Below are 24,095 nucleotides of genomic sequence, written 5' to 3' on the forward strand. Positions count from 1 at the left end.
GGCACATCATGTGACATGACGGCGCATGGCAGGTAAGTTAGAACCCAACTGCTGGGTGGTCAAGGCAAGTTGGCGCCACGACAGGAGACCGATGGAGAACGGCGGATCCCCGGCCGCCGGGCCGGGCCGGGCCCGGCAGCGGCAACGGACCCACGCCGCGCTGCTCGCGGCGGCCGCCCGGCTCATGGCCCGGGGGCAGACGCCCACGGTCGCGGAGGTCGCCGACGAGGCCCTGGTCAGCCGACGTACCGCGTACCGCTACTTCACCCATGCCGAACAACTCCTGATCGACGCCGCCCTGGAAGCCGCGCGCACCACCGTGCTGGAGGCGATCACCAGCACCGATCCGTACGAGCGTGTCGATCAGCTGGTCCGTACCCTCCACACCTCCACGGTCGACAACGAACCGCTGCTGCGCGCCCTGATGCGACTCACACTGGACCGGCCCGCGGACAGCGACGGACCCCGCCGTGGCTACCGGCGCGTCCACTGGATCGAGGAAGCGCTCACCCCGCTGCGGCCCCAGCTCACCGATCACGCCTGGCAGCGCCTGGTCGCCGCGCTGTCCCTCACCATCGGCATCGAAGCCCAGCTCGTGCTCCGCGACGTCGTCGGCCTTCAGCACCACGCCATCGGCGACGTCGAGCGCTGGGCCGCCCGCGCCCTCCTGCGAACCGCACTCGACGAGGCAGCCGATACCCATCAACGCGGGGGCGTCGGCGAGCGGAGTATGGGCGAATCGGATCGCGGCTGATCCGCGACAGCAAGTACGACTCGACCCGCTTCCCCTACCGCTTCATCCGGTCCGACGGCCCGTCGGTCTGCCCGGCGGGCCTTGTCGGTTCCTCACTCAGGCAGCCGCCCGCCGCACGCGTTCACGGACAGCCGCGCGGTCGATGCCGAGGTGGGTCATGAGCTCCGCCACCGGATCCGGTCGCTCGCAGTCGAGCAGGGCCAGCAGCAGGTGCTCTGGTGCGATCCGCCGGGTGCCGGCCTTCCTCGTCTCGGCCACGGCGCGGGGGAGGACCGCGCGGGCGCCGGAGGTGAAAGGGGTGCGCTTGCGCGAGGCGGGGATCGGTGGCCGTTCGACCCCCTGGATGTCGATGCCCACTGCGGCCAGTGCGGACCGGTCGAGGGCGTCGAGAGCGGCGCGTGCGGTCTCCAGGTCGGTTCCGAGAACCTGGGCCGGGCGGGGTTCGTGGAGCAGTCCCAGGAGGAGGTGCTCGGTCCCGAGGCGGCGGTCGCCGCGCAGGGCGGCTTCGTCGAGCGCCGAAGTCACGGCGGCACGGGCACCTGCTGCGAACTGTTCGAACATGGCTGTCTCACTTCCCGTACTTGGCGTGGACGGATTGCCGGGAAACGCCGAGGGCGTCTCCGATCTGTTCCCAGGACCATCCCTGCTCTCTGGCGCGCGCGACCGCTGCCGCTTCGACCTGCGCGGCCAGCCGGTGCAGGGCGCCCACGGCCCGCAGCCCCACTGCGGGGTCGTGCGACCTGAGGTGTTCTGAGAGATCTCCCGTTTCCATGCCTGTCAGTCTGGATTGACAACCCCTTGCTCGTCAATCCAGACTGACAGGCAACTCGGGCTGTCAGTCTGGATTGACACGAGGTCGTGACTGGAACGCCTCCTGCCCGACAAGCTGAAGGAGACCTCTGATGACTGCTGACGTGACCATCGTCGGCGGCGGTCCCAACGGGCTGCTGCTGGCCTGCGAGTTACAGCTCGCGGGCGTACGTCCGGTGCTCCTGGAACGGCTGCACGCCCGCAGTGAAGCCCCTAGGGCCAACGGGCTCGTCGGCCGCGTGGTCCAGGTGCTGGAGTTGCGGGGCCTGTACGAGCGACTCGCCGGTCGTGCCGGGCCTGCGCAGCCGTTGCCCTTCTACCAGTTCAGCGGGCTTCCGCTGGACTTGCGCGACTTGCGTGAGAACCCGCTGCACGTCCTCCAGGTCCCGCAAGCGCGTATCGAGGAGGTCCTCGAAGAGCGCGCCCGAGAACTCGGCGTCGAGATCCGCCGCGGGCACGAACTGATCGCCCTGCACCAGGACGACGACGGCGTCGCCCTCGACACCCGAGGGCCACAGGGCGCCCACCGGATGCGCACCCGCTACCTGGTCGGAGCGGACGGCGGCCACAGCACGGTCCGCAAACAGGCGGGCATCGCGTTCCCCGGCACCACCGACGACAGCTTCGCCTCCCGCGCGGGACACGCCGTCATCCCCGACACTCCGCTGGATCCCGCCACAGGGGAACTGGCCCTGCCAGAACTGGGCATGCGCCTTCGGCCGTACGCTCACAACCGCCTGCCGAACGGCGTGCTCACCTTCGCGGTGATGCCGCCCGGTTCGGGCGTCCACCTCGTCGCCACCTTCGAGTGGGACCAACTGCCGGTCGACGACAGCACACCGATGACCTTCGACGAGCTCCGTGCCAGTGTGCGTCGGGTTCTCGGCGCGGACCTGCCGATGAGCCCACCCACCACCCCGGGACCGCACCTGCTGCGCCGTCTCACCGGCATCAACTCACGGCAGGCCGACGCCTATCGCGCCGACCGCGTCCTGCTGCTCGGAGACGCCGCGCATGTGCACTCCGCCGTCGGCGGGCCCGGGTTGAACCTGGGTATGCAGGACGCCATCAACCTCGGCTGGAAACTCGCCGCGCAGATCCACGGCTGGGCGCCCTCCGGGCTGCTGGACACGTACGAGAGCGAGCGGGCGCCGCTCAGCCAGCGGGTCCTCATGCACACCCGCGCCCAGATGGCATTGATGCGTCCCGGAGGCGACATCACCGCGACCCGAGACCTGCTGGCGGAGCTGCTCGGCGACAAGAACAACCGCGCGCGTATCGCAGCGCTCCTGGCCGGAACCGACGTCCAGTACGACATGGGGTACGACAACGGGCATCCACTGGTGGGACGGTGGCTTCCCGACCTCCGGTCGCACCTCACCAGTAGTTGGACGCAGATCGCCGAACGGCTGCGAGCAGCGCGCCCCGTGCTCGTGGACCTCACCGCGAACACCACGATGGCCGAGGCCGCCAACGGTTGGACGGACCGGGTGGACATGATCTCGGCCCCGTCCGCAGACCGTTCACTGCCGGCCTCCGCCATCCTCGTCCGCCCCGACGGATACCTGGCATGGGCCACAGACGACGACACGTCAGGCCAGTCCACCCGCCACCACTTGCACAAGGCGCTGACCACATGGTTCGGCGCAGCAAGCTGAAGTCCAGGGCTCGCCGTCGAAGGTTGCACGAAGGGGTTTGACCCCCGCGTTCAGTGGTTGGCGACGCGGTCCAGTTCGTTCAGCACGGTGGTTGCTCCGTTCTGGCTCTGGATGGCCTTTGAGATCTGGGTGCACCGGGTGCGGTATCGCGTGTCGTGCAACGTCGTGTGCAGTGCGTCGGCCAGTGCGTCCGGGGTGAGGCGGCGGGCGTTGATGTAGGTGGGGGAGAGTTTGAGGGCGGTCAGGCGGCGGGCCCAGAAGGGCTGGTCGAGTGCGAGGGGGACCGGCACGGCAGGGACTCCGGCCTTCAGCCCGGCGCCCACGGTTCCGGGGCCGGCGTGGTGGACCAGAGCGGCCATGCGGGGGAAGAGCCACTCGTGGGGGCACTCGCCGATGGTGAGGGTGTCGTCGCCGGTGATGTCGAGGCCCTGCCAGCCGGCCTGGACCACCGCGCGGACACCGAGCCGGCGCACGACGTTTTTGATGGTGCCGCTGAGTTGGTCGGCGTCTCCCGGGGACACGCTTCCGAATCCGAAGTAGACGGGAGCGGGCCCGGATTGGAGGAAGTCGGCTAGCCGGGGGTCGGGTTGCCAGGTGTCCTCGGGGGCCGGCCACCAGTAGCCCGCGCAGGTGTGGCCGTCGGGGAGGGTGAGTCCGGCCGGCAGCAGGGCGGTGCTGTAGCCGTGCATGACGCGCGCGCCGCGCAGGACGTTGCGGGCCGTGCCGGCCGTCTTCCTCCGCATCCCCAGTTCCCGCCGGAGCCAGCTGAGGGCGGGTGCGTACAGAGGATGCATCGCCGTCCACGCCATCGTTTCGGCGAACCTGTATCCGTGTGACCTGCGGGTGGTGGCCGCGTCGTGGGCACTGAGCCGGGGGAGGAGCATGGCCGGGCTCGCCGTGTAGATACCGAGGCAGGTGCGGCCGGTGCCATGGGCGATGAGTGCGCACACCGGATGGGGCAGCGGATGGGCGAGGATCACGTCGGCGCCCTTGCCGTTGGTGGCCGCGTCGAGGACTTCCCGGGCCATCACCTGGGCGATGTCCTGGCCATTGCGCGTTCTGCGTCTGATCCGGGTCGGGCTCTGCCACCGGTCGAAGCGGTCGGCGGCCAGTGCGGACTCCTCCTGGGGGGCCAGCGGAAGGACGTGGACCGGTATGCCGTGGGCGCGAAACCGGGGCGCGCTGCGCTCGGAGGTGGCGGCCACCACCTCGTGGCCGAAGGCTTTCAGGCGAGCGCCCAGGCCGGCGTAGGGGAGTACGTCGCCGGCCGAGCCCCAGGTCACCAGCAGGATCCGCATACGCCCGAGTATGCGCAGCCGCCCGGCCGATGACGGCACGGAACGCCCTTCGTCACCCGGGAGAGCAGGCTGCGGGCGGCGGCTTGACGCCCGCATGGGTGACCTGGACGGGAAACCGCCACGCACCCGCCGGGGTGCCGGTATGCAGGCGGGATGTCTCACAGCATCGACCCTCACGTGACCGACCTGACTCTCGAATTCCGCGGCTTCGAGTACATCGCCCGCACCGCCGCCACGGGATCCTCCGCGACCGAAGCCCTGCTCGTCCTCGGCGGCTCCTCACAGGACCGGCACTCCTGGCTGCGCTACGAGCGATGGCTCCTGCCGCACACCACCGTCGTCACCCTCGAACTGCCCGGATACGGCCAAGCCGCAACCCTCCCCGTCGAGTACGGCATGGACTTCCTCGCCGACACCGTCCGCCACGCCACCGAAGCCCTCCGTCTTGGCCGCGTCAACGTATTCGGCGCCTGCTTCGGGGCCGCCATCGCACTCCGCTTCGCCCAACGCCACCCCGACCACATCGCACGCCTGATGCTGGGAGGCACCGCCACCGACATCTCCCCCGAGTACACGTTGGCGGCCAAACGGTGGCGCAGCATGGTGGACGACGGACTGTTCGACACCATGGCCCAGGACATGGTCGAGCAGTTCATGGCCCCACCCGGCCACGGGATCGTGCGGCGCCGGGCCGCCGTGGCGCGCCTGATGCGGCAGAGGTTCGCGAGCCTCACCGAGCGTGAACTGGCCATGGACATCACCCATCACGAACGTCTCCTGACCCATCCGTGGAGCCTGCCCGGCCCGACGGGCGCCGCGTCGGTGCTCGTCTTCACCGGCGAGCACGACACCATCACCCCGCCCCGGGTGGGGCGCGGTGTCGCCGACACACTCGGGGCGCGGTTCACCACCATCAAGGACGCCGACCACCTCGTCCAGATCGAACGGGACGGTGACCTGGCCGACTTGATGGCCCGATTCTTCACCGACCAGCCGCTGGAGGACCTGCCCTACCTGAATCCGGTGGAAGACTTCGCCCGGGTCGGGCAGGGCGCTTCGTAAGGCGCAGGCCTGTTCATTACGTGAGGCCGAGGTGATGGCGACCGGTGATGGCCCTGGAGGCTCCCGGCCATTCCGCTGCCCTCACCTCGGCTGGACCGCTGCAGTAGTGAGGGGTGCGGCAAGACTGTCCGCGGCGTGTAGGCACCGCGTCTTCGCCAGTAACCCTGCCTCCGCCTCGGCGGTTGTGCCTGTCGCAAGGCATCCCACCAGCGTGAAGGCGGACGTATATATGACGGTCACCACCATCTGCTCCATCAACAAGGGCCTGCTCGCGGCCGCCCTCACCACAGCCGTCGCATTGTCGGCCGGGCCCACGGCGGCCGCCGCAGACGACGACCACGGCTGGAAGGGAGCGGGCGGGCTCTCGCTGAACAGCACCGACAACGCCAAGGTCGACGCCTACGTCAACCGGGCCCGACATGCCGAGGAGTCGATCAGCACGGACGTGCGTGCCGCCGCCCTCGCCACGGGCGCGGAGCTGGTCGGCTTCGAACAGCGCCTCAAGACCCCCGATTCGCTCAAACGGAAGGTCGCCACATCCCTCAAGGACCACCCCGAGCAGAACGTGGACACCGTCCTGGCCGGGATCGGCGACGCCGTCCGGTACACCCTCCAGTGGCCCGACGACACGTACACCACCGGCGTGACCCGTACGTCCGCCATCCTGTCGGCCTGGGGCAACGACTCCACCAAGTGGACCAACACCTGGGGCCGGACCAGCGGCTACAAGGGCCTCAACACCGGCTGGCGCGCCCCACGTTCAGGCCAGCTCTTCGAGGTCCAGTTCCACACCCCCGCCAGCAAGCACGCCCAGGAAGTGACCCACCTGCTGTACGAGGAACAGCGCCTGCCCTCGACCACCCCGGCCCGCAAGCAGGAACTCCAGGCCCAGCAGGACGCCTTCTTCGCCGCCGTCCCCGTACCCCTGGGAGCCGACCGCCTCACCCCGCCCGCCCGGGTGCCCGCCCCCGCAACACGCTGAGGGGATCTGCCGGGCCATAGAGACTCGGTGCCGTAGCGGCCAGCAGGCGCACATTGCCCACACCGGAGCCGGCTTCGAGCTCTCCGTGGCCGAGCCGTGAGCCTGCTGGCCGGCGAGGAGGGTATGATTGTTGATCGCCGGGGTCGGGGCCTGTGCCGTACGGCCCGGGCCGACGCCAGGGACCTTGCCGAGATGATGCCAAGAAGTGGCGTCCGCGTGGTCGAGAGGTCAGCAGGGCCGGGCTGTGATCTGCCGACGCGCGCTGTCCCAGACCTGCTCGAACTCCTCGGAGGTCAGCGGTACCGGATCGTGGCCTTCCCACTGGGAGACGGGCTGTTCTGCTGTCATCCCGAACCTCTTGTCGTACTCGTCAAGGCGGCCTGCGTCCTGAGCCTGCTGCCATTCCGCCAGGGAGGCAGCGGCGATAGGCGTCAACTCAGGCCCTTCGAGCTCGATCTGCCGAGTCACCCAGCCTTCGGCGTCGACCTCGACGTAGAACCAGATATCTTCCTCGTCCCAGTAACAGCGCATCCATGTGATCACTGGTTCATCATGCCGGGACGCAAGACGTACGTCTGCGGCAGCGGACCCGGCCTCTGGCGCCGGACCGACTGCTTCTTCGCTTCGGGTGGGCCTGCCAGGCGGAGTCCCTTGGTGGTGGACAACTGGACGGCGCCGGGTCGGCGAAGGTGCTGCGTGCCTCCCGTGTAAGTTCTCAAATTGCGCAAGTGAGGAACCGTGCAGCCGCGTGGTGCGTTGATCGCGGTGAGCGGGAGAAGTAAGTCGAACTGGAGGAGCTTATGAGCGTGCCCTTGGCCAAGGGCGGCAATGTGTCATTGAGCAAGGAAGCGCCCGGCCTTGTCGCGGTGACCGTCGGTGTGGGATGGCGTCTGGGAGCGGCGTCGGGGGACGCTTACGAGCTGGACGCGAGCGCGCTGGTGTGCGGTGGGAATGGCAAGGTCCTCTCCGACCGGCACTTCGTCTTCTTCAACAACGTGCAGAGCCCGGACGGTTCGGTCACCCACCAGGGTGGCGGCGCTGGGGGCGGGGACAACGAGCTGATCCAGGTGGACCTGGCGAGGGTCCCCGCCGAGGTCGCCAAGATCGTCTTTGCTGTCTCCCTGTACGAGGCCGCGCAGCGCGGCCAGAGTTTCGGTCACCTCGCCGCCGCGCACATCCGCGTCCTCGACCGGGACGGCGGGCGCGAGCTGGCCCGCTACGACCTGAAGGGCGACGCTTCGTCGGAGACCGCGATGGTGTTCGGGGAGCTGTACCGGCACGGTGCGGAATGGAAGTTCCGCGCGGTGGGCCAGGGATACGCTTCCGGGCTAGCCGGCATCGCGACCGACTACGGGGTCGACGTGCTGCGCGAGAGCACTCCCCAGCCCCAGGCGGCTCCGGTGCCTGCGGCGGCGCCCGTTCCGGCCCCCGCACCGGTTGCGCCCGCGCCGCCCTCGTATCAGCCGACCACGTTCACCGCGTCGCAGCAGACAGCTGCGGCCGTGCCACCACCACCCTCAGGGGGACCTGCCATGACCTGCTTCTTCGACCCGAACCACGGACCCGGCACGACCTCGGTGACCTGGTCGCCGCAGTGGGGCGTGCCGCGTCCGATCCAGGCGTGCGGCGCTTGCGCCCAGCGGGTGCAGACAACGCCCCCGCCGTACTACTCGGCTCCCCAGGCCCAGGCCGGTTACCCCCAGGCCGGGTATCCGCAGCAGGGTTACCCGCAGCCCGCGCAGCAGGGCTATCCGCAGCAGGCGGGCGGCCAGCAGGGCCAGGGCCAGGGGCGCCGCTTCGGCACCGGTGCGCTCATAGGCGCGGGTGCGGCCGGTTTGGTGGGTGGTGCACTCCTGAACGAGGCGTTCAGTGACGATGAGCCTGACGTCATCGTGAACAACTACTACGAGGACTGAGGCACTCGGCCGACGTCGTAACGTGCTGTTGGCTCCGGTCCGGAGCCAACAGCGTTGCGGGTGCGTGCGACCCAGGCCTGTTCACCGCGGCAGGCGGTCCTACCGCTCGTGGATGACGCCCGGTAGGACGTTCTTCCTACCGTCGGGTACCGCACCCCGGGCAGAAGGCGGCACCTTCCGGGACGGCGGCGGAACAGGATGTGCAGGAGACGGACTGGGCCAAGTGATAGCCGCAACCGGGGCAGTAGGGCGCGCCGCGGGTCTCGGTACGGCAGTGCGGACACACCAGCTGCCGGGGCGTGTTCGGGTCGTAGCTCTGCCCGGCCTGTTGTCCCACGGCGTACGCCCGCTGTTCGGCCATGTCGTTGAGGCCGCGCTGCTGGGCTGCCATGGCCTCGGCCGCGGTGTCCGGAGCGCAGCGCAGACACAGGCCCTGGGCCGCGTTCCAGCAACGACCGCACACGTAGTCGGTGCAGCGGCCACAGCGGTTGAAGTGGCCCTGCGCATTGCCGATCGCGCGCTCGAAGGCGACGTCGCGGGCGCGTCCGTAGCCGGCGCCCGCCAGCCCGTCGGCTGCGGACTTCAGCCCGCTGCCGGTGCGGCCGAGCAGCCCCCAGGCCACGTCGACCCCCTTGCTCAGCCAGGTGGCGGCCCGCTCGCCGGTGTACGGCTCGAACGGCGAACGCCAGGTGTCGTAGCAGCGGGTACACGAGAACTCGAACTGGAAACCGGCTCCGGTGCCGTTGCGCTCACAGAGATCCCGGTAGTTGTTGCTGAAGTAGATCTCGCCGCTCACATGGTCCCCCACAGGTCAGGCCGTCGGCACACACGCCGTACGACGCTGGCGGGACTCTACTGGTTCTGCTCAGCGTGACTGAATCGCCGGGGCCCCTGTACCGGAGGGGAGGTCCCTTGTCGTCCATGCAGGGTCGGCGTGCAACCCGGTGGGGCCCCGCGCGATGCCTACGCGCCGTCGAAGGCGGGGCCTCCGAATTGGCGTACGAACTGGTACATCGTCCCCGCTGTGCCAGAGCAGTTCGCCAGAGCGTCCGGCCGGTCGTGGCAGATCCGGAGCATTTCCTCAAGGAGGCGGTCGTCGATGCTCTTGCGCCGGGCTTCGGTGGGGTCCAGACGCAGGCGCTGTCCGCCGTAGTTGCGGTAGCCGAAATCATGGATGACGCATGCGTCGTGGAAGACCTGCGCCCACAGGCGGGGGGTGGGGGGTGAGCAGCCGTCGGTTTCCCAGTCGAAGGGCTGCTCGTGCTGCTGCGCGTAGGCGGGGAACTCGCGGTAGGTCCTCGCCATGAGGAAGTCGGCTCGCTCGCGGACCTGATCGGTGGGCCTGGCCTGTGTGACCCGGGATGCCTCCCTTGGTGTGCCGGTGGACGCTGCGGCGGGTGCGGCGTTGGGCAACGCGCCGAGCAGGCACGATCCGGAGAGGGCGAGTCCGGCGAGGAACCGTGACACAGCGCGCCGTCGGGTGTGGAGTCTCATGCTGTTCCTGTCTGGAGATCCGGGTGCGGGAACGACATGTCACTACCCCGCGTAGTCGAGAGTAGCCATCTGTAACTACTGTCGACGCTCGCGCATCCGTGCCAGATGGTGTGTCGGCCGAGAACCGGACGCCCTGCTGACCGTCCGTCACGCGCTCGCTCATCGCGTACGAACACTGAACACATGAGACTTGATCATCTGGTTGGCCATGCCGACGTGGCGTCGTACGCAAAAAGAAAAGGCAAGGAGAGAACTCTCCTTGCCACTCTCAAGTTATAGCGCGCCAGGGGGCTTGCGGCAAGGCCCGGGTCATGGCGCAGAATCGTCGGCCGAAGCCACAACCTGCGGAAATGCAATGGAGCACGGGCGCCTCGGAGGTATCGCGATGAGTGAGCAGTACGTGTTGGATCTTCAAGAGGTCGACGCGGCGCAGGTCGCCGTCGTCGGTGGCAAGGGTGCGCATCTGGGCGGCCTGTCGGGGATCGAGGGCATCCGTGTGCCGGGCGGTTTCTGCGTGACGACGGACGCCTTCCGGCGGATCATGGCGGAAGCGCCGTCGATCGGGGATCCGCTCGATCAGCTGGCGCGCTTGAACCCGGACGACCGGGAGGAGATCCGCACGCTCAGCGCACAGATCCGCCGGGCGATCGAGGGGATCGCCATCCCGGGCGAGATCGAGGCGGCGATCACCCGCGCGCTCGCCCGGTTCGGTGAGCAAGTCGCCTACGCCGTCCGATCCAGCGCGACGGCGGAGGATCTGCCGACGGCTTCCTTCGCCGGGCAGCAGGACACGTATCTGAACGTCATGGGGCCGACGGCGGTCCTCCAGCACGTCAGCCGGTGCTGGGCCTCGCTGTTCACCGAGCGGGCCGTGACGTACCGTCAGCGCAACGGCATCGACCACCGTACGGTCCACATGGCCGTGGTCGTGCAGCAGATGGTCTTCCCGCAGGCGGCCGGCATTCTGTTCACGGCCGACCCCGTCACGGGCAACCGGAAGGTCGCCACCGTGGACGCCGGTTTCGGCCTGGGCGAGGCCCTGGTCTCCGGCCTGGTGAACCCGGACGTCTTCACGGTGCGAGACGGCGAAGTCGTCGCGAAGACAATCGCCGCCAAACAGCGGGCTGTTGAGGCCCTGTCGGCCGGCGGTACGCGGGAAGTGGCGATCGACTCGCAGCGGCAGGAGCAGCCGGCGCTGACGGATGCGCAGGTCGTACGGCTCGTGCAGCTCGGGCGGCGGATCGAAGCGCACTTCGGGCGCCCTCAGGACATCGAATGGTGCCTGGCCGATGGCGGCTTCCAGATCGTTCAGAGCCGGCCGATCACGACGCTGTTCCCCATTCCCGAGAGCGGCGACCAGGAGAATCACCTCTACGTCTCCGTCGGTCATCAGCAGATGATGACCGACGCCATGAAGCCGCTGGGGCTTTCGGTCTGGCAGCTGACGGCCATGGCGCCGATGCACGAGGCCGGTGGGAGGCTGTTCGTCGACGTCACCCAGCGCCTGGCCTCGCCCGCGAGCCGCGCCGCCCTCCTGGACCTCATGGGGCGAGGCGATCCACTGGTGAGGGACGCGCTGGAGACCGTACTGGACCGCGACGACTTCGTCCCGTCGCTCCCGGACGCGGGTCCCGGCGGGCCGCCGACCGGCGGTGCGTCCGCCCCGATCGAGACCGATCCGGCCATCGTCACCCGGCTGATCGAGCGCAGCCAGACGTCCATCGACGCGCTCAAGCGCGAGATCCGCACGAAGACCGGACCGGCGCTGTTCGACTTCCTGTTGGAGGCCTTCGAGGAGCACAAGCGGGTCCTGCGGGACCCGTTGAGCATGCAGGTGATCATGGCGGGGATGGAGGCCACGTGGTGGCTCAACGACAAGCTGGGGGAGTGGCTGGGCGAGAAGAACGCGGCTGACACGCTGACGCTGTCCGCCCCGGGCAACGTCACGTCGGAGATGGGTCTTGCGCTGCTCGACGTCGCGGACGTGATCCGCCCGCGGGCGGAGGTGGTGGCGTTCCTGGAGGGTGTCGAGGACGAGGGGTTCCTGGAGGAGCTGGCGAAGCTCGCGGGCGGGACCGAAGCGCGCGACGCCATCGAGGCCTACCTCGACCGGTACGGGATGCGCTGCGTCGGCGAGATCGACATCACGAGGCCGCGTTGGCGCGAGCGCCCCGCCACGCTCGTACCGGTGATCCTCGACAACGTCCGGAACTTCGAGCCGGGCGCCGCCGAGCGGCGCTTCGAGCAAGGGCGGCAGAAGGCGCTGAAGAAGGAACAGGACGTGCTGTCACGCCTGCGGGCCCTGCCGGACGGGGACCGGAGGGCCGACGAGGCCAAGCGGATGATCGACCGGGTCCGCACCTTCATCGGGTATCGGGAGTACCCCAAGTACGGCATCATCAGCCGCTACTTCGTCTACAAGCAGGCCCTGCTGGCGGAGGCCGAGCGCCTCGTGGAGGCCGACGTGCTTGCCGAGATCGAGGACGTCTTCTATCTCACGTTCCAGGAGTTCCACGACGTCGTGCGCTCCAAGCAGGTGGATGACCGGCGCATCCAGCAGCGCAAGGACGCGTTCCGCTCGTACCAGGCGCTCACCCCGCCCCGGGTGCTCACCTCGGACGGCGAGGCCGTCACCGGGGCGTACCGGCGCGACGACGTGCCGGCCGGTGCCCTGGTCGGCCTGCCGGTTTCCGCCGGGACCGTCGAAGGAAGGGCCCGCGTCATCCTCGACATGGCGCAGGCCGAACTCGAAGCGGGCGACATCCTGGTCACGTCCTATACGGACCCCAGCTGGTCGCCCCTGTTCGTCGGCATCGCGGGCCTGGTGACGGAGGTGGGCGGCCTGATGACCCATGGCGCGGTGATCGCCCGGGAGTACGGCCTGCCGGCCGTCGTGGGCGTGGAGCAGGCCACCCGGCTGATCAAGGACGGGCAGCGGATCCGCGTGCACGGAAGCGACGGGTACATCGAGATCCTGGCGTGACCGACCACACCGGGAAGCGCCGGGGACCAGAAGCGGAGCGGACGCCACCGTGCCGGTCCCCGCTCCTACTTGGAGCCGTGGCGCTCAACTGTGTCCTCGCGGGTGCCGTGGCGCAGCGCCGAGCGGATTTCCAGGAGCGTCGAGCCCCACGTCCAGATGGCCAGGGGCAGCGCCACGGCCTTGACCCAGAACCACACCGATCGGGGCTCGGGGTCGGTGAGCAGGCCGTACCCGCACCAGACGGTGAGCGCGCACATGGCCGCGACCGGGATCAGCTTGGCGCGCGCCGAGCGGCTCGTGCGTCCCGGGTTGTCGGCCAACCGCATCGCGTACACCTCGACCGGCCCGAACTCCTCGGCCGCGTCGCCGCCGGATGCCCGCAGATGGTCCCGGGCCTCCTCCCGGCAGCGGGCCGCCGCGGCGGGTCGGTAGCCGTGCCGCCCTCTGAGCAGCGTTTCCAGGCGCGCCAGCCAGGCGTCGTCACCGACCGGCTCCGCCGCGGCCCGCCGCCCGAGGAACCAGCGCCCGGCCCGCTCGCCGGGCAGCCGGAACCCCGCGAAGGCCAGCAGCGCCCCGACGCCGAACAGTGCGGGCGCGGGCACCTCGACCAGCGATCGGGAGGGCACCGAGGTGAACAGGACAGCGGTTGTCACCACGAGGGCGCAGACCGCCGCCCGCGCGATGCGCCAGGCCCGCAGCCGTGCGGCGGCCCGTAGTTCGGGCATCACCCCGGACACCGCCACGGAAACCACCGCCAGCAGCGCCCCGCCCGTCAGCTCGGGCCAACCGGCTGTCAGCCAGAACCCCTTGCCCACCCAGAGCGCGATGCCGAACAGCACCGCCTGCCCGCCCGCCAGTACCAGCCCGCCGGTGAACCGGTCGCCCGCCGCGAGTCCGTCCAGACCGTCGGCGCTGCGCCGCGTCTCGCTGATGCGCTCCGCCGCGACCGTATCGGCGTAGGCGTTCGGTTCGCCGACCACTTCCCGTATGGGCCGCCCGGCCTCCGCCGCGATCTCGTGGACCTCGGCCAGTACCTCGTCGGCGAGCCCGTCCGGCGGGTTGTGGCGGTAGACCAGCGCGAGTTCGAACTGCGCCGCCCACCGCTCGTCGTCCTCGTGCGTCCAGACCGGCCGCTGCTCGGTGCCGCGCGTCATCGATCCTCGCCCCCATGTTCCCCAGGTGTCGTACGTTCGGGAGAGCGGCCCCCGGCCAGCGCGCTCACCACGTCGTCCAGGGCCCGCCAGGACCGGTACTCCTGTGTGAGCCGGGTGTGTCCGGCGGCGGTGAGGCGGTAGTACTTGCGCCCCGGTCCGCCGTCTCCCGCGCTCCACCGCACCTCGACGGCGCCCTCTTCCTCCAGCCTGCCGAGGGCCGGGTAGAGGGTGGCCGCCTTGAGGCCCCCGAGCCCGGCCTCGCCCAGCTGCTGGATCAGGGCGTAGCCGTAGCTCTCGCCCTTGGTGGCCAGCACGCCGAGCAGACACAACGGCAACGACGCGCGCAGCCACGCGGCTTGGATGTCCGACATGACCCCTCCCCAGAAGCCGACTAGTTCGATTCTGAGAATAGTCGAAGGATCGGAAGAGTGGGCGACTGAGGGGTGCCGACCGCAGATCGGTGTCGAACTGGCCTTCGCCCAGGTGGAGGTGACGTTAGGGTGCATCCTGTGACGACAGAGAACGGGGCGCTGGTCGGAGCGCGATACCAGCTGGTGGAGCTGATCGGCCAGGGCGGTATGGGCCGGGTGTGGCGGGGGCGGGACCTGGCCCTCGACCGGGACGTGGCAGTGAAGGAGGTGCTGCTTCCGCAGGGCCTCACCAGCGAGCAGCGCGACGGTTTCCTCCAGCGGGTGTCGCGCGAGGCGCGTGCCGCCGCACGGCTCAACCACCCCGGCATCATCACGGTGCACGACGTGGTCGAGCATGAGGGCACACCCGTCATCGTCATGGAGCTCGTCACGGGTACGTCCTTGGCGGCGCTGATCGCGCACGAAGGCGCGCTGCCGGTCCGCCGGGTGGCCGAGATGGGTGCGGCGATACTGAAGGCGCTCCAGCTGGCCCACGCGGCCGGCGTCATCCACCGTGATCTCAAGCCGGACAACGTCCTGTTGATGGGCGACCGGGTGATCATCACGGACTTCGGCATCGCGCACATGGCCGACGCGACCACGGCGCTCACCCGTACCGGGGCGGTCATCGGCACCCCTGCCTACATGGCTCCCGAGCAGCTGGAGGGCAGAGCGCCGACTCCTGCCAACGACCTGTGGTCGCTGGGTGCGACGCTCTACAGCGCCGTCGAGGGCGAACAGGCCTTCAGCGGGGAGACGTTCAGCGCGCTCTGCATCGCCGTCGCCACCAAGTCACCACGGCCGGCGGTCCGAGCGGGCGCTCTGGAGCCGCTCCTCGCCGCGCTGATGACCAAGGATCCGGGACGGCGCCCCTCGGCCGCGCAGGCGCTCAACGCGCTGGAGGAGGTGGCGCGTACGGGAGCGGCCGCGCCGGTTCCGACCCCGACCGAGATAGTGGATCCGGCGCCGACGCCGCTGAACCCGGGTCACCCTGCCGCGGTCCAGCTCCCCCCACCGCCGTCACACGCGCCGACGGTCGGCGCCTGGCTCCCGCCGCAGCCCGTGCCGCCCGGCGGTCCCGGCCTCCACTTCTCCCCGACGGCCCCGGCCGTCGCCCCGGCCAGGGCTGCGGGAACGGCCTCGGTCGTCGGGGCGATGGCGTGGCGGTTCATCGGCTGTATGGCGCTGTTGTGGGTGGTGGGCAGCACACTGCCGTGGAACTACCTCGACACGGTGCCGTCGCGCGTCATGCCGACCGTTCTGACGCTCACCGGCGTGATCTCCCTCATCCACGCCGTGCCTCGGCCGCGCTGGCACCCGGCGGTGGCCTGGCCGATCATCGTCGTGTTCGACCTGGCGCTGTACTTCGCCACCAAGGAACTGGTGCTGCCCCGACTGTTCGGGGATGGAGCGGTCGACACGGGCTTCGGGGAAGCGCCGTCCCAGATCGCGGCCAACATGGTGCTCCTGGGCACCGGTGCCTGGCTCCTGTGGTGGAAGGTCCCGGGCAGCCGTCCCTCCTGACGGCGGCGCTCAGGTCCCGGGCAGCCTCACGGCCGACCGTGACCAGTGCTCGCGCTGCCCGGTTCGCGCGTCAGTCGAGTTCGATGTTGAAGTCCCAGACCGCGACGGTCTTGCCGTCGTGGCGCCAGGTGAGTGCGGCGGCGCCGGCCTTGTAGGTGCCGGTCAGGGTCAGCGTCGCCGTCTGTCCGGCACGGGCGGTGATGGTCGCGGGTCCGCGGGTGGACAGGGCGATGGCCGTGCCGTTCTCGTCACGGGACGTGAAGTCGGCGGCGTGGAGGGTGAGGGCGCCGGTGGCTTCGCGGACGGTGATGGTGATCGTGCCGGTGGCGTGGTCGGGGACCCCGCCGGGTGTGGCGATCGGCTCCTCCGTCGGGCCGCCGGCGGTCACCACCGCACTGGCGCCGGGCAGTTGGGCATTCACCGAGTAGCCCATGGCCAGCAGCTGCAGGTGCTTGTCGGTGGCGGTGGGGGTGGCCTGTGCGGTCGGCGGGCTGGGGATGGGGACAGCGCCCAGGCTCTTGACGGTGCTCGCCGCATCGTCGGTCGCCGTCGACGCGGAGTGCCCGCCGCAGGCGGTCAGGGCGAGGGCGGTGCAGGCCAGGGCGGCCAGGGCGGTCTTGGGGTGGGTGCGCCACGCGCCGGGCCGGCGGAGGCCGGCCCGGCGGGGTGCCGCAGTACGCGCAGCGGTCATCAGCGGCAGGTCATTCCTTTTTGGTCTGCTGCCCGGGTCAGGGCTTCTTGGTGACGGGGTGCTCGGGGTCGTCGGCGCGGGCCACGGCCGGGTAGACGGTGCTGCCCGAGGGTGCCGGGGCCAGAGCCTTGCCGGAGGGGTTGTTGTAGACGTCCGCTCCGAACGGGCGCAGGCCGTCGGCGCCCGCGTAGCCCAGGTGTCCGTGACCGTCGGCGCCGCCGCTGCGGATGCCGAACAGGTCCTCCATGCTGCGCAGCCACGAGTAGTGGTTGTAGGGCTGCTCGCTCACCGATCCCGGCTTGATGTAGCGGGAGAGGAACACGGCACCGGTGATGCCGCCGCCGGGGGTGGTGTCCTGGCCGAACGCCTGGAAACCGGGCTGCGTGGTGTTCGGGCCGGGCAGCTCGTTGCAGCACGCCACGACCGACTGGGCGGTGTCGGTCGGGGTGTTGAGCGTCTTGTCCGAGTTGCCGGTGTAGTCGGCGATAGAGTTGCCGTACATCTTGTAGGGCGGGAACGCCTCGTCGAAGATGACCTGGATCAGGCCGTCGTGCTGGTACGCCGGGGAGGCCATGATCTGGGGGATGACCTTCTCCAGGAACTTGTCCGAGGCGTACAGGCCGCCCTGGTGGTTGTTCGGGTCACCGGAGAGGTTGTCACCCTTGCAGGTGGCGTCGTGCGCGTCGGAGCAGTTGTTCGGGCTGATCCACGAGAAGCGCGGCGTGCTCTTCTCGCTCTTCAGGTCCTGGGCCAGGCTGGAGACCGCCGGGTGCCCCGCCGTGGCGGCGAGCCCGTTCAACGGGGCCACCCTGGCGCAGTCCTTGGGGTTGTCGATCAGCGAGTGGAACCAGGGCGCCGGGTTGTGCTTGGCCACGTACTGGTCGGTCGGGGTCGCGCCGCCGGGGAGGGGGACACCCTTGCCGTCCGGGCTGCCGGGGATGCCGCACTGGTAGGCGTTCTCCCGGCTGGGGGTGTTGCCCATGTCCTGGGCGTACACCTTCCACGGCATCTTCTTCGCGTCGAGCTGGTTGAAGAGCGTCTTCACCGAGGACGGGTACACGCAGCCCTTGCCGGCGTTGACCTGGCCGTCGGCGGCCGGGGTGCCGGGGGAGACGTTCGTGTACTGCGGACAGTCGTCCTGGTTGTCCGGCGCCGGGGACTGCCCGGACACCAGGCTGATGTAGTTGTCCAGGCTGTAGTGGCCGGTGCCGTAGTACTGGGTGAGCAGCTCGCCGTAGGACGGGAGCGTCTTCCACAGGTAGCTGTTCTGGTTGAGGCCGGTGAAGGTGGCCTCGTACGACTTGTTCTCCAGGATGATCGTCCACACATGGCCGATCTTGTGGGCCGTGGGGTGGTGCTCGTCATGGGCCGATGCCGAGGTCGGCGCCAGCGTGACCGCGGCGATCGCGCCAACGGCGGCCGTCCCCGCCGCAAGACGCCACTGTCCTCTGCGCCCGCGTATGAACCCTGCCATGTTGCTCCTAACAGAAGGCAACGCGCGGCGGAGACGTTCCCCGCCGCCCGAGGCACTGTCTACCCACAGCCGACACGCATCCCGACTCCAAACCCAACTTCCCCTGGCCCGTGGGTGAACAGTGCTGGTACGGAGTGCTATTTGATCGTCAAGGAAGGGTAGTGGCGTGCTAAAAGAGGCGCCAGTGTTCCCCGCCCTTCCTCGGGGCCTCCGGGCCCGGCGGGAGGAACCGGCACCGAGACGTTCGCCCGGTCTTCACCCGCCGAAGCCTTTCAGGTTGGCATGAACACTTCTACTCTCCTGGTGCACCGCCGCAAGTCCCCCTCATCTCCGGAGGTAGTTGTGTTCGGCGAATCCCCACGCCGCACCCGCACCGCGTTCCTGACCGCTCTGGGCCTGGTCGCCGCGTCGGCCGGTCTCTGGCTCGGGCTCGGTGGTACTTCGCAGGCCGCGGTGGGGGTTCCCACCCCCGACCACGTGGTGGTCGTGGTCTTCGAGAACCATGGGTACGGCCAGGTCATCGGCAACTCCAGCGCGCCGTACATCAACTCGCTGGCGTCCGGCGGTGGCAATCTGACGGCCTCGTACGCCGAGACGCACCCGAGCCAGCCGAACTACTACGCCATGTTCTCCGGCTCCACGCAGGGCATCACGGACGACAGCTGCGTCACCCCCGGCTTCTCCTCCGCGCCCAACCTCGCCTCCGAGCTGATCGACGCCGGCAAGACCTGGGCCAGCTACAACGAGTCGCTGCCGAGCCAAGGAGCGACCGACTGCCGGAGCGGCGACTACGCGCAGAAGCACAACCCGTGGTTCGGCTTCTCCAACGTACCCACCGACTCGGCGTACACCTTCGACCAGTTCCCCACCGACTACAGCACGTTGCCGCAGGTGTCGTACGTCGTGCCGAACCTGTGCAGCGACATGCACGACTGCTCGGTGTCGACCGGCGACTCCTGGCTGCAGAACAACCTGGGCGCGTACGCGGACTGGGCGCAGAGCCACAACAGCCTGCTGGTGGTCACCTTCGACGAGGACAACCGGCTCAGCGGCAACAGGATCCCGACCGTGTTCTACGGCCAGCAGGTCACGCCGGGCTCCTCGTCCTCGACGACGTACAACCACTACAACCTGCTGCGCACGATCGAGGACATGTACGGCACCGCGCATGCGGGCGAGGCGGGCAACTCCTCCGACATCACGGGGATCTGGACCACCTGAGTCAGGCGCGCGTACCGCGTATATGAAACGTAGATGCCCGGTTGCCATAGTCGGCGCAGCACACCGAACGCAGGCCGGGTTCAGCCGATGGCCTTCCAGACGAAATGAGCAGGTCCGATCGTGCAGCGCAACCAGAAGTCCATGAACCTCCGTATGGCCGTGCTCGTTCCGGCGGTCCTCGCCCTCCTCGTGGGTGCCTTCGGATCCCTCGTCACCGAGTCCTCCGCCGGTGCCACCGCGTGGAGCACCTCCGCCAACGGCCCCGGCGACCACGGCAACAAGGGGACCGACGAGTACAACACCAGGGCGTAGCGGCCCCCGCTGCACGCGAAGGTCCCCGGCCGCGCGGTGACGCGGCCGGGGACAGTGCGTGCGGGCGCCGCCAGGTCAGGACTTCAACTGTGCTGCGGCCTGCGCGGCTTCCGGCAGACCGGCCCTGGTGAAGACCTCCAGCGCCTCGGCGGCGTGCGCCTCGGCCTCCTTCAGATGTCCGGCGTCGGACGAGGTACGGGCGTGGATCAGCAGGGCGTAGCCGCGGTCCCGGGCGCGGTCCGGCACGGTCCGGAAGTACGCCACCGCCCGCCCCGCCGCATCGAGCGCGGGCTCGATACGGCCCAGGACGCGCAGGGTCTCGGCGGACCGGTAGTGGGCCTGCGCCCGCTGGCCGGGAATCCGCTCGGCCTCGCACAGCTCAAGGCACTCGGCGTAGCTGGCGAGCGCCTCGTGCGGACGGTCCAGCTCGTGCAGGGCCTGGCCGCGTACGCACAGTGCGTGGGCCACCCCGTGCGGGTCCGCCATGGCGCGCAGGGCGCCCAGCGCCTCCTCGCAGGAGGGCAGCGCCTCGGCGGCGCGCCCGCCGCGGATCCGGGCGAGGGCCGCGTTGAGCGTGGTGAACAGCTCGGCCGTGCGCTGGCCCTGTTCCCGCGCCAGGGCGAGCGCCTGGTCGAAGTGGGCGGCCGCGTCGTCGTAACGCTGCTCGAACTGGGCGATGACCCCGAGGTCGTTGTACGCCTGCTGGAGGATGGCCCGGTCGCCGGCCCGGCGGCAGGCCTCGGCGGCGAGTTCGGAGTGGGTGCGCGCCTGGCCGAGGCGGGTCGCCTGGAGCGCGGCGTTGCCGCAGATGAAGTGGGCGCGCCCGGCCGCGCGATGGGCGCCGGCGCGGGTCGCGATGTCGGCGAGCGCGGTGGACGTCGCGGCCATCTTGGCGTACGGGATGTCCTGGCCGAACGAGCTGAGCGCCACCAGGAGGTCGGCGGCCATCGTCAGCAGGGCCGGATCGGGACCGCCGGGTCTTCTCAGCAATAGCTGGACGGTGCGGATGGCGCACTCCGCCTCGGCGACGACCCACGTGCGGGCCTCGGCGAGGCCGGCGAATCCGTCGCCGGGCTCGGCGGCCATGGCGGCGATGGTGCTGTGCACCGGGTCGCCGGGCACCATCCGCTCGAACGCCGAGGCCGCCCGTCGCAGCAGATGGTGCAGGAGGCGGTGTGCCACGGTGAATTCGGAGTCGGGGTCGTCCTCCGGTCGGGGCAGATGGAGGGCGAAGTCCCGGCCGAGGTCGTGGTAGCGGTAGCGGCCCGGTTCCGGGGACTCCAGCAGCGCCGCGTCCACCAGGGCCTCCAGGAGCTCCTCGGTGTCGCCCTCGCTCAGCTCCAGCGCCGCCGCGGCCGCCTCCAGGGAGATGCTCGGCCAGGTCACCGGGGCGAGCGAGCGGAACGCCCGGGCCTGCTCCGGGGTGAGCTGGTGGTAGCCGAGTTCGAAGACGGCGGCCACCGCCAGGTCGTCGGCCCGCAGTTCGGTGAGCCGGCGGCGCTCGTCGGCCAGCCGGGCCACGAGATGCGCCACCGTCCACCCCGGCCGGGCGGCCAGCCGGGCCGCCACGATGCGTACCGCAAGCGGCAGATGGGCGCAGGCGCCGACGAGCGCCACCGCGGCGGACTCCTCCTGGTCGATGCGCTCCGCACCCGCGATGTGCCGCAGCAGCGAGAGGGCCTCGCGGGGGGTGAACTCGGCCAGCTGGACATGGCTGCCCGACGGCACACCGGCGAGGCGGGCCCGGCTGGTGACCACGACCCCGCAGCGCACGGCGCCCGGCAGCAGCGGCTTGACCTGGGCGGCGTCCCGGGCATCGTCGAGCAGCAGCAGGACGCGTCGGCCGTCGAGGACGGTACGGAACAGCCGGGCCCGGTCCTCGACCGAGCCGGGTATCTCCTGGCGGGGCACGCCCAGCGCGGACAGGAAGCTGGCCAGGACCGTGGCGGGGGCGGCCGCGTCCGCGCTGGTGCCCCGCAGATCGGCGTAGAGCTGGCCGTCGGGGTAGGCGTCCTTGGCCCGGTGTGCGACCCGCAGCGCCAGGGCGCTCTTGCCGATGCCGCCCATCCCGCTGACCGTGGCGACCGCCAGCGCGGTGCGGTCCTCGTCGGCGAGGGCCCGGTGCAGCGCGTCGAGGGCACTCGTGCGGCCGCTGAAGTCGGCGATGTCCGCAGGGAGTTGGGCCGGGCGCACGAAGGCAGGGGTGGTGCTGGGCCCGGCGCCGTCGGGTTCCGCCGGGCGGGCCGCCGGGACGGCGGGGGCCTGGGTCCGTACCGTCGTCAGCAGCGCGACATCGCCCTCCAGGATGCGCTGGTGCAGCGCCTGGAGCTCCGGGCCCGGGTCGAGGCCGAGCTCGGCGGCCAGCACATCGCGGGCGGTGGCGAACAGGGCGAGGGCGTCGGCCTGGCGTCCGGCGGCGAACAGGGCACGCATCAGGAACCCGTACGGCCGCTCACGCAGCGGCTGCTCCTTGATGAACCCGGTGAGCGCCGGGATCACCTGGGCGTGGCGGCCCAGGAGGATGTCGAGGTCGAACCGCTCCTCCAGCAGGTGCAGCCGCAGTTCGGCCAGCCGGGAGCGCTGGTGGTCGGCGAACGGCCCCGGCACCCCGGCGAGCGGCTCGCCCCGCCACAGCGCCACGGCCTCGGAGAGCAGCTCGGCGCACTCGTCGTAGCGCTCGGCCTGGCGGGCGCGCGCCGTCTCGGTGGCCAGCCGCTCGGCGCGCAGCGCGTCGACGGAGAGCGGCTCGGCGGTGAGCCGGTAGCCGTCGCCCGCGGAGGCCAGCACCTGGGGGGCGCTGCCGCCGTTCTCCAGGAGCTTGCGCAGCTTCCAGACGTAGGTCCGCAGGATCATCACCGCGGAGCCCGGCGCCGCCTCGCCCCATACGTTGCTCATGAGCTCGTGCACCGGGACGACATGTCCGGCGCGCAGCGCCAGCGCTGCCAGTGTCGCCTGCTGCTGGGGGGAGCCTCCTGGCACGACGGTGTCGTCGACGCGGATGCCCACCGCTCCGAGCACGAAGAATTCCACGGTCCCCCCGGGGTGTTCCGCATGGCTCTCATCGGCCGGGGTTCCCGCTGGTCACGGCGGCGGCCGGTAAGTAAATGGAGCGTCATCCTACGGTCAGAGGGCGCCCTGTGGTGAATCATCCTGACGGGGTGTTTATGCCGGGCCCCGGGTGTCGGGTGCCTTGGCCCGTGGGTCCGCGGCGTTCATGTCGGCCCGCCGGTCAGATCCAGCCGAGCCGAGCCGCGCGCAGCCCCGCCTCGAACCGGCTGCGGGCGCCCAGCCGCTCGTTGAGCGACGCCATGATCCGCCGGGCGGTGCGCCCCGAGATGTGGAGCTGGATCGCGGCGGACTCATCGGTGTGGCCGTGGGCGAGCAGGGTGAGCAGGGCCCGCTCCTGCTCGTTCGGTACGTAACGGGCCCCGGCCGCGTCGTCGCCGAGCGGAGCGGCCCCGCCCCAGACCCGCTCGAAGAGGGCGAGCAGGGGAGCGATCATGCCGGGGGCGGAGAGGCAGAGCGCGCCCTTGGCGTCGTCGGCCGGGTCCATCGGCACCAGCGCGTGCGAGCGGTCGACGACGACCAGCGATGTCGGCAGTGCGGTGACGGTGCGGAACTGGCCGCCCTGTGCGACCAGTTCGCGGGCGTGGTCCAAGGTCGCCGTGTCGTCGCGGACGCTGTCCAGGGCGACGGTGCGGATCGCCACCCCGCGCTGGAGGGCGAGCGTGTCGCCATGGCGGGCGGCCTCCAGCGCGGACGCCGGCTGGGGTGCGTCCGTCATGAAGGTGAGGATCTCGTGCCGGGCCTCCAGGGTCAGCCGCTCCCGCCGCCGTCGTACCGCGTCGGGCCCGGCCAGCCGCTCGACCCCGTCCGCCCGCTGGGCGGGGCCGCCCGAGCCGGCGAGGATGCGGACCAGCGCCTGATGGCTGCTGGCCACCTCCTGCTGGCGCCGCAGCAGTTCGTCGTGCTGCTGGTCGAGCAGCCGCTTCACCCCGAGCACCGGATCGACCACGGTGAACCGGCCGGGCGCCTCGAACGACATCTGCACAAGCCGCAGCGCGAACAGCCGGTCGAGACAGGAGCGGACCTCGTCCGGTGCGACGGCCAACTCGGCGGCGAGCTCGGCCACGCCCTCGACCGGCCGGTCGAGCATCCGCTGGTACACCGTCCGGTCCAGCGCCTCCATGCCGAGCGTCGCGGACATCCCCTACCCCTATCGTGTGCCGATTCCCCAGCGGATCCGCTGTTCCGGCGGATCCGCGCCCAGTGTGGAACGCGGCCATCTACAGCCCATAAACCTCGTGTCTACGCGTATACGCGAGGGGCGCGGCGCGGTGTCACAAAGCGGC

At 70.5% G+C, this 24,095-nt stretch carries 21 protein-coding genes; 9 read left to right on the forward strand and 12 right to left on the reverse strand.

What is annotated here, in order from left to right:
• Positions 1 to 91 precede the first annotated feature (91 nt).
• On the forward strand, positions 92 to 754 hold the full coding sequence (locus ACT1U9_RS32555; protein WP_444536219.1) for a TetR/AcrR family transcriptional regulator: 663 nt from the start codon (positions 92 to 94) through the stop codon (positions 752 to 754).
• Between the two features lie 96 nt (positions 755 to 850).
• Here ACT1U9_RS32555 and ACT1U9_RS32560 read toward each other — a convergent pair whose 3' ends face one another.
• The gene (locus tag ACT1U9_RS32560) at positions 851 to 1,315 is read right to left on the reverse strand and encodes a Clp protease N-terminal domain-containing protein (protein WP_444536220.1); all 465 of its coding nucleotides are present in this window, start codon (positions 1,313 to 1,315) and stop codon (positions 851 to 853) included.
• A 7-nt stretch (positions 1,316 to 1,322) separates the two neighbouring features.
• Positions 1,323 to 1,526: a helix-turn-helix domain-containing protein gene (locus tag ACT1U9_RS32565; RefSeq protein ID WP_444536221.1), complete on the reverse strand. Its 204-nt coding sequence runs from the start codon at positions 1,524 to 1,526 to the stop codon at positions 1,323 to 1,325.
• Positions 1,527 to 1,656: 130 nt separating this feature from the next.
• Between ACT1U9_RS32565 and ACT1U9_RS32570 the strand changes: the two genes are divergently transcribed.
• On the forward strand, positions 1,657 to 3,222 hold the full coding sequence (locus ACT1U9_RS32570) for an FAD-dependent monooxygenase (protein WP_444536222.1): 1,566 nt from the start codon (positions 1,657 to 1,659) through the stop codon (positions 3,220 to 3,222).
• A 50-nt stretch (positions 3,223 to 3,272) separates the two neighbouring features.
• Here the strand turns inward: ACT1U9_RS32570 and ACT1U9_RS32575 are convergent, their stop codons facing one another.
• Positions 3,273 to 4,520, reverse strand: a complete 1,248-nt coding sequence (locus tag ACT1U9_RS32575; protein WP_444536223.1) for a glycosyltransferase — start codon at positions 4,518 to 4,520, stop codon at positions 3,273 to 3,275.
• Positions 4,521 to 4,697: 177 nt separating this feature from the next.
• On the opposite strand from ACT1U9_RS32575, the gene ACT1U9_RS32580 reads away from it, so the two are divergent.
• Together ACT1U9_RS32580 and ACT1U9_RS32585 are read left to right on the forward strand one after the other, a co-directional pair.
• A complete protein-coding gene (locus ACT1U9_RS32580) occupies positions 4,698 to 5,582 on the forward strand; it encodes an alpha/beta fold hydrolase (protein WP_444536224.1) in 885 nt (294 codons plus the stop codon).
• A 229-nt stretch (positions 5,583 to 5,811) separates the two neighbouring features.
• Complete coding sequence (locus ACT1U9_RS32585; RefSeq protein WP_444536225.1) at positions 5,812 to 6,564, forward strand: ATP nucleotide 3'-pyrophosphokinase; 753 nt, start codon at positions 5,812 to 5,814, stop codon at positions 6,562 to 6,564.
• Positions 6,565 to 6,792: 228 nt separating this feature from the next.
• On the opposite strand, the gene ACT1U9_RS32590 is transcribed toward ACT1U9_RS32585, so the two are convergent.
• A complete protein-coding gene (locus ACT1U9_RS32590; protein WP_444539312.1) occupies positions 6,793 to 7,095 on the reverse strand; it encodes a hypothetical protein in 303 nt (100 codons plus the stop codon).
• 269 nt (positions 7,096 to 7,364) lie between these two features.
• Here ACT1U9_RS32590 and ACT1U9_RS32595 point away from each other — a divergent pair, with 269 nt between their 5' ends.
• The gene (locus tag ACT1U9_RS32595; RefSeq protein ID WP_444536226.1) at positions 7,365 to 8,480 is read left to right on the forward strand and encodes a TerD family protein; all 1,116 of its coding nucleotides are present in this window, start codon (positions 7,365 to 7,367) and stop codon (positions 8,478 to 8,480) included.
• Positions 8,481 to 8,616: 136 nt separating this feature from the next.
• Here ACT1U9_RS32595 and ACT1U9_RS32600 read toward each other — a convergent pair whose 3' ends face one another.
• Both ACT1U9_RS32600 and ACT1U9_RS32605 read right to left on the reverse strand, forming a co-directional pair.
• Entirely contained in the window at positions 8,617 to 9,276 is a 660-nt protein-coding gene (locus ACT1U9_RS32600; protein WP_444536227.1) for a zinc ribbon domain-containing protein, read from the reverse strand.
• A 167-nt stretch (positions 9,277 to 9,443) separates the two neighbouring features.
• Positions 9,444 to 9,974 carry a phospholipase A2 gene (locus ACT1U9_RS32605; protein ID WP_444536228.1) on the reverse strand — a complete coding sequence of 177 codons (531 nt, stop codon included), beginning with the start codon at positions 9,972 to 9,974 and terminating at the stop codon, positions 9,444 to 9,446.
• A gap of 385 nt (positions 9,975 to 10,359) precedes the next feature.
• Between ACT1U9_RS32605 and rph the strand changes: the two genes are divergently transcribed.
• Positions 10,360 to 12,957 (forward strand): rifamycin-inactivating phosphotransferase, encoded by a 2,598-nt coding sequence (gene rph, locus ACT1U9_RS32610; RefSeq protein ID WP_444536229.1) that lies wholly within the window; start codon positions 10,360 to 10,362, stop codon positions 12,955 to 12,957.
• A 65-nt stretch (positions 12,958 to 13,022) separates the two neighbouring features.
• Here the strand turns inward: rph and ACT1U9_RS32615 are convergent, their stop codons facing one another.
• Entirely contained in the window at positions 13,023 to 14,111 is a 1,089-nt protein-coding gene (locus ACT1U9_RS32615; protein WP_444536230.1) for a hypothetical protein, read from the reverse strand.
• On the reverse strand, positions 14,108 to 14,482 hold the full coding sequence (locus ACT1U9_RS32620; protein ID WP_444536231.1) for a PadR family transcriptional regulator: 375 nt from the start codon (positions 14,480 to 14,482) through the stop codon (positions 14,108 to 14,110). The genes ACT1U9_RS32615 and ACT1U9_RS32620 overlap by 4 nt, the downstream gene beginning before the upstream one ends.
• Before the next feature lie 138 nt (positions 14,483 to 14,620).
• On the opposite strand from ACT1U9_RS32620, the gene ACT1U9_RS32625 reads away from it, so the two are divergent.
• Positions 14,621 to 16,045 (forward strand): serine/threonine-protein kinase, encoded by a 1,425-nt coding sequence (locus ACT1U9_RS32625; RefSeq protein WP_444536232.1) that lies wholly within the window; start codon positions 14,621 to 14,623, stop codon positions 16,043 to 16,045.
• A gap of 70 nt (positions 16,046 to 16,115) precedes the next feature.
• On the opposite strand, the gene ACT1U9_RS32630 is transcribed toward ACT1U9_RS32625, so the two are convergent.
• Positions 16,116 to 16,736, reverse strand: coding sequence for a hypothetical protein (locus ACT1U9_RS32630; protein WP_444536233.1), 621 nt, complete (start codon positions 16,734 to 16,736; stop codon positions 16,116 to 16,118).
• A 37-nt stretch (positions 16,737 to 16,773) separates the two neighbouring features.
• Positions 16,774 to 18,210: an alkaline phosphatase family protein gene (locus tag ACT1U9_RS32635; RefSeq protein ID WP_444536234.1), complete on the reverse strand. Its 1,437-nt coding sequence runs from the start codon at positions 18,208 to 18,210 to the stop codon at positions 16,774 to 16,776.
• 282 nt (positions 18,211 to 18,492) lie between these two features.
• Between ACT1U9_RS32635 and ACT1U9_RS32640 the strand changes: the two genes are divergently transcribed.
• Positions 18,493 to 19,431, forward strand: a complete 939-nt coding sequence (locus tag ACT1U9_RS32640; RefSeq protein WP_444536235.1) for an alkaline phosphatase family protein — start codon at positions 18,493 to 18,495, stop codon at positions 19,429 to 19,431.
• A gap of 120 nt (positions 19,432 to 19,551) precedes the next feature.
• Positions 19,552 to 19,743, forward strand: a complete 192-nt coding sequence (locus ACT1U9_RS32645; protein ID WP_444536236.1) for a hypothetical protein — start codon at positions 19,552 to 19,554, stop codon at positions 19,741 to 19,743.
• Between the two features lie 75 nt (positions 19,744 to 19,818).
• Here ACT1U9_RS32645 and ACT1U9_RS32650 read toward each other — a convergent pair whose 3' ends face one another.
• Both ACT1U9_RS32650 and ACT1U9_RS32655 read right to left on the reverse strand, forming a co-directional pair.
• Positions 19,819 to 22,761 carry an AfsR/SARP family transcriptional regulator gene (locus ACT1U9_RS32650; protein ID WP_444536237.1) on the reverse strand — a complete coding sequence of 981 codons (2,943 nt, stop codon included), beginning with the start codon at positions 22,759 to 22,761 and terminating at the stop codon, positions 19,819 to 19,821.
• A gap of 211 nt (positions 22,762 to 22,972) precedes the next feature.
• Complete coding sequence (locus ACT1U9_RS32655) at positions 22,973 to 23,950, reverse strand: helix-turn-helix transcriptional regulator (protein WP_444536238.1); 978 nt, start codon at positions 23,948 to 23,950, stop codon at positions 22,973 to 22,975.
• Positions 23,951 to 24,095: the final 145 nt, after the last annotated feature.

This window comes from Streptomyces sp. BR1 (assembly GCF_052373795.1).
GTDB lineage: Bacteria > Actinomycetota > Actinomycetes > Streptomycetales > Streptomycetaceae > Streptomyces.

Coding starts and splice junctions, on each gene's coding strand:
- ACT1U9_RS32555 (WP_444536219.1), top strand. CDS start 92: ATGGAGAACGGCGGATCCCCGGCCGCCGGGCCGGGCCGGGCCCGGCAG.
- ACT1U9_RS32560 (WP_444536220.1), bottom strand. CDS start 1,315: ATGTTCGAACAGTTCGCAGCAGGTGCCCGTGCCGCCGTGACTTCGGCG.
- ACT1U9_RS32565 (WP_444536221.1), bottom strand. CDS start 1,526: ATGGAAACGGGAGATCTCTCAGAACACCTCAGGTCGCACGACCCCGCA.
- ACT1U9_RS32570 (WP_444536222.1), top strand. CDS start 1,657: ATGACTGCTGACGTGACCATCGTCGGCGGCGGTCCCAACGGGCTGCTG.
- ACT1U9_RS32575 (WP_444536223.1), bottom strand. CDS start 4,520: ATGCGGATCCTGCTGGTGACCTGGGGCTCGGCCGGCGACGTACTCCCC.
- ACT1U9_RS32585 (WP_444536225.1), top strand. CDS start 5,812: ATGACGGTCACCACCATCTGCTCCATCAACAAGGGCCTGCTCGCGGCC.
- ACT1U9_RS32590 (WP_444539312.1), bottom strand. CDS start 7,095: ATGCGCTGTTACTGGGACGAGGAAGATATCTGGTTCTACGTCGAGGTC.
- ACT1U9_RS32595 (WP_444536226.1), top strand. CDS start 7,365: ATGAGCGTGCCCTTGGCCAAGGGCGGCAATGTGTCATTGAGCAAGGAA.
- ACT1U9_RS32605 (WP_444536228.1), bottom strand. CDS start 9,974: ATGAGACTCCACACCCGACGGCGCGCTGTGTCACGGTTCCTCGCCGGA.
- rph (WP_444536229.1), top strand. CDS start 10,360: ATGAGTGAGCAGTACGTGTTGGATCTTCAAGAGGTCGACGCGGCGCAG.
- ACT1U9_RS32615 (WP_444536230.1), bottom strand. CDS start 14,111: ATGACGCGCGGCACCGAGCAGCGGCCGGTCTGGACGCACGAGGACGAC.
- ACT1U9_RS32620 (WP_444536231.1), bottom strand. CDS start 14,482: ATGTCGGACATCCAAGCCGCGTGGCTGCGCGCGTCGTTGCCGTTGTGT.
- ACT1U9_RS32630 (WP_444536233.1), bottom strand. CDS start 16,736: ATGACCGCTGCGCGTACTGCGGCACCCCGCCGGGCCGGCCTCCGCCGG.
- ACT1U9_RS32635 (WP_444536234.1), bottom strand. CDS start 18,210: ATGGCAGGGTTCATACGCGGGCGCAGAGGACAGTGGCGTCTTGCGGCG.
- ACT1U9_RS32640 (WP_444536235.1), top strand. CDS start 18,493: ATGAACACTTCTACTCTCCTGGTGCACCGCCGCAAGTCCCCCTCATCT.
- ACT1U9_RS32655 (WP_444536238.1), bottom strand. CDS start 23,950: ATGTCCGCGACGCTCGGCATGGAGGCGCTGGACCGGACGGTGTACCAG.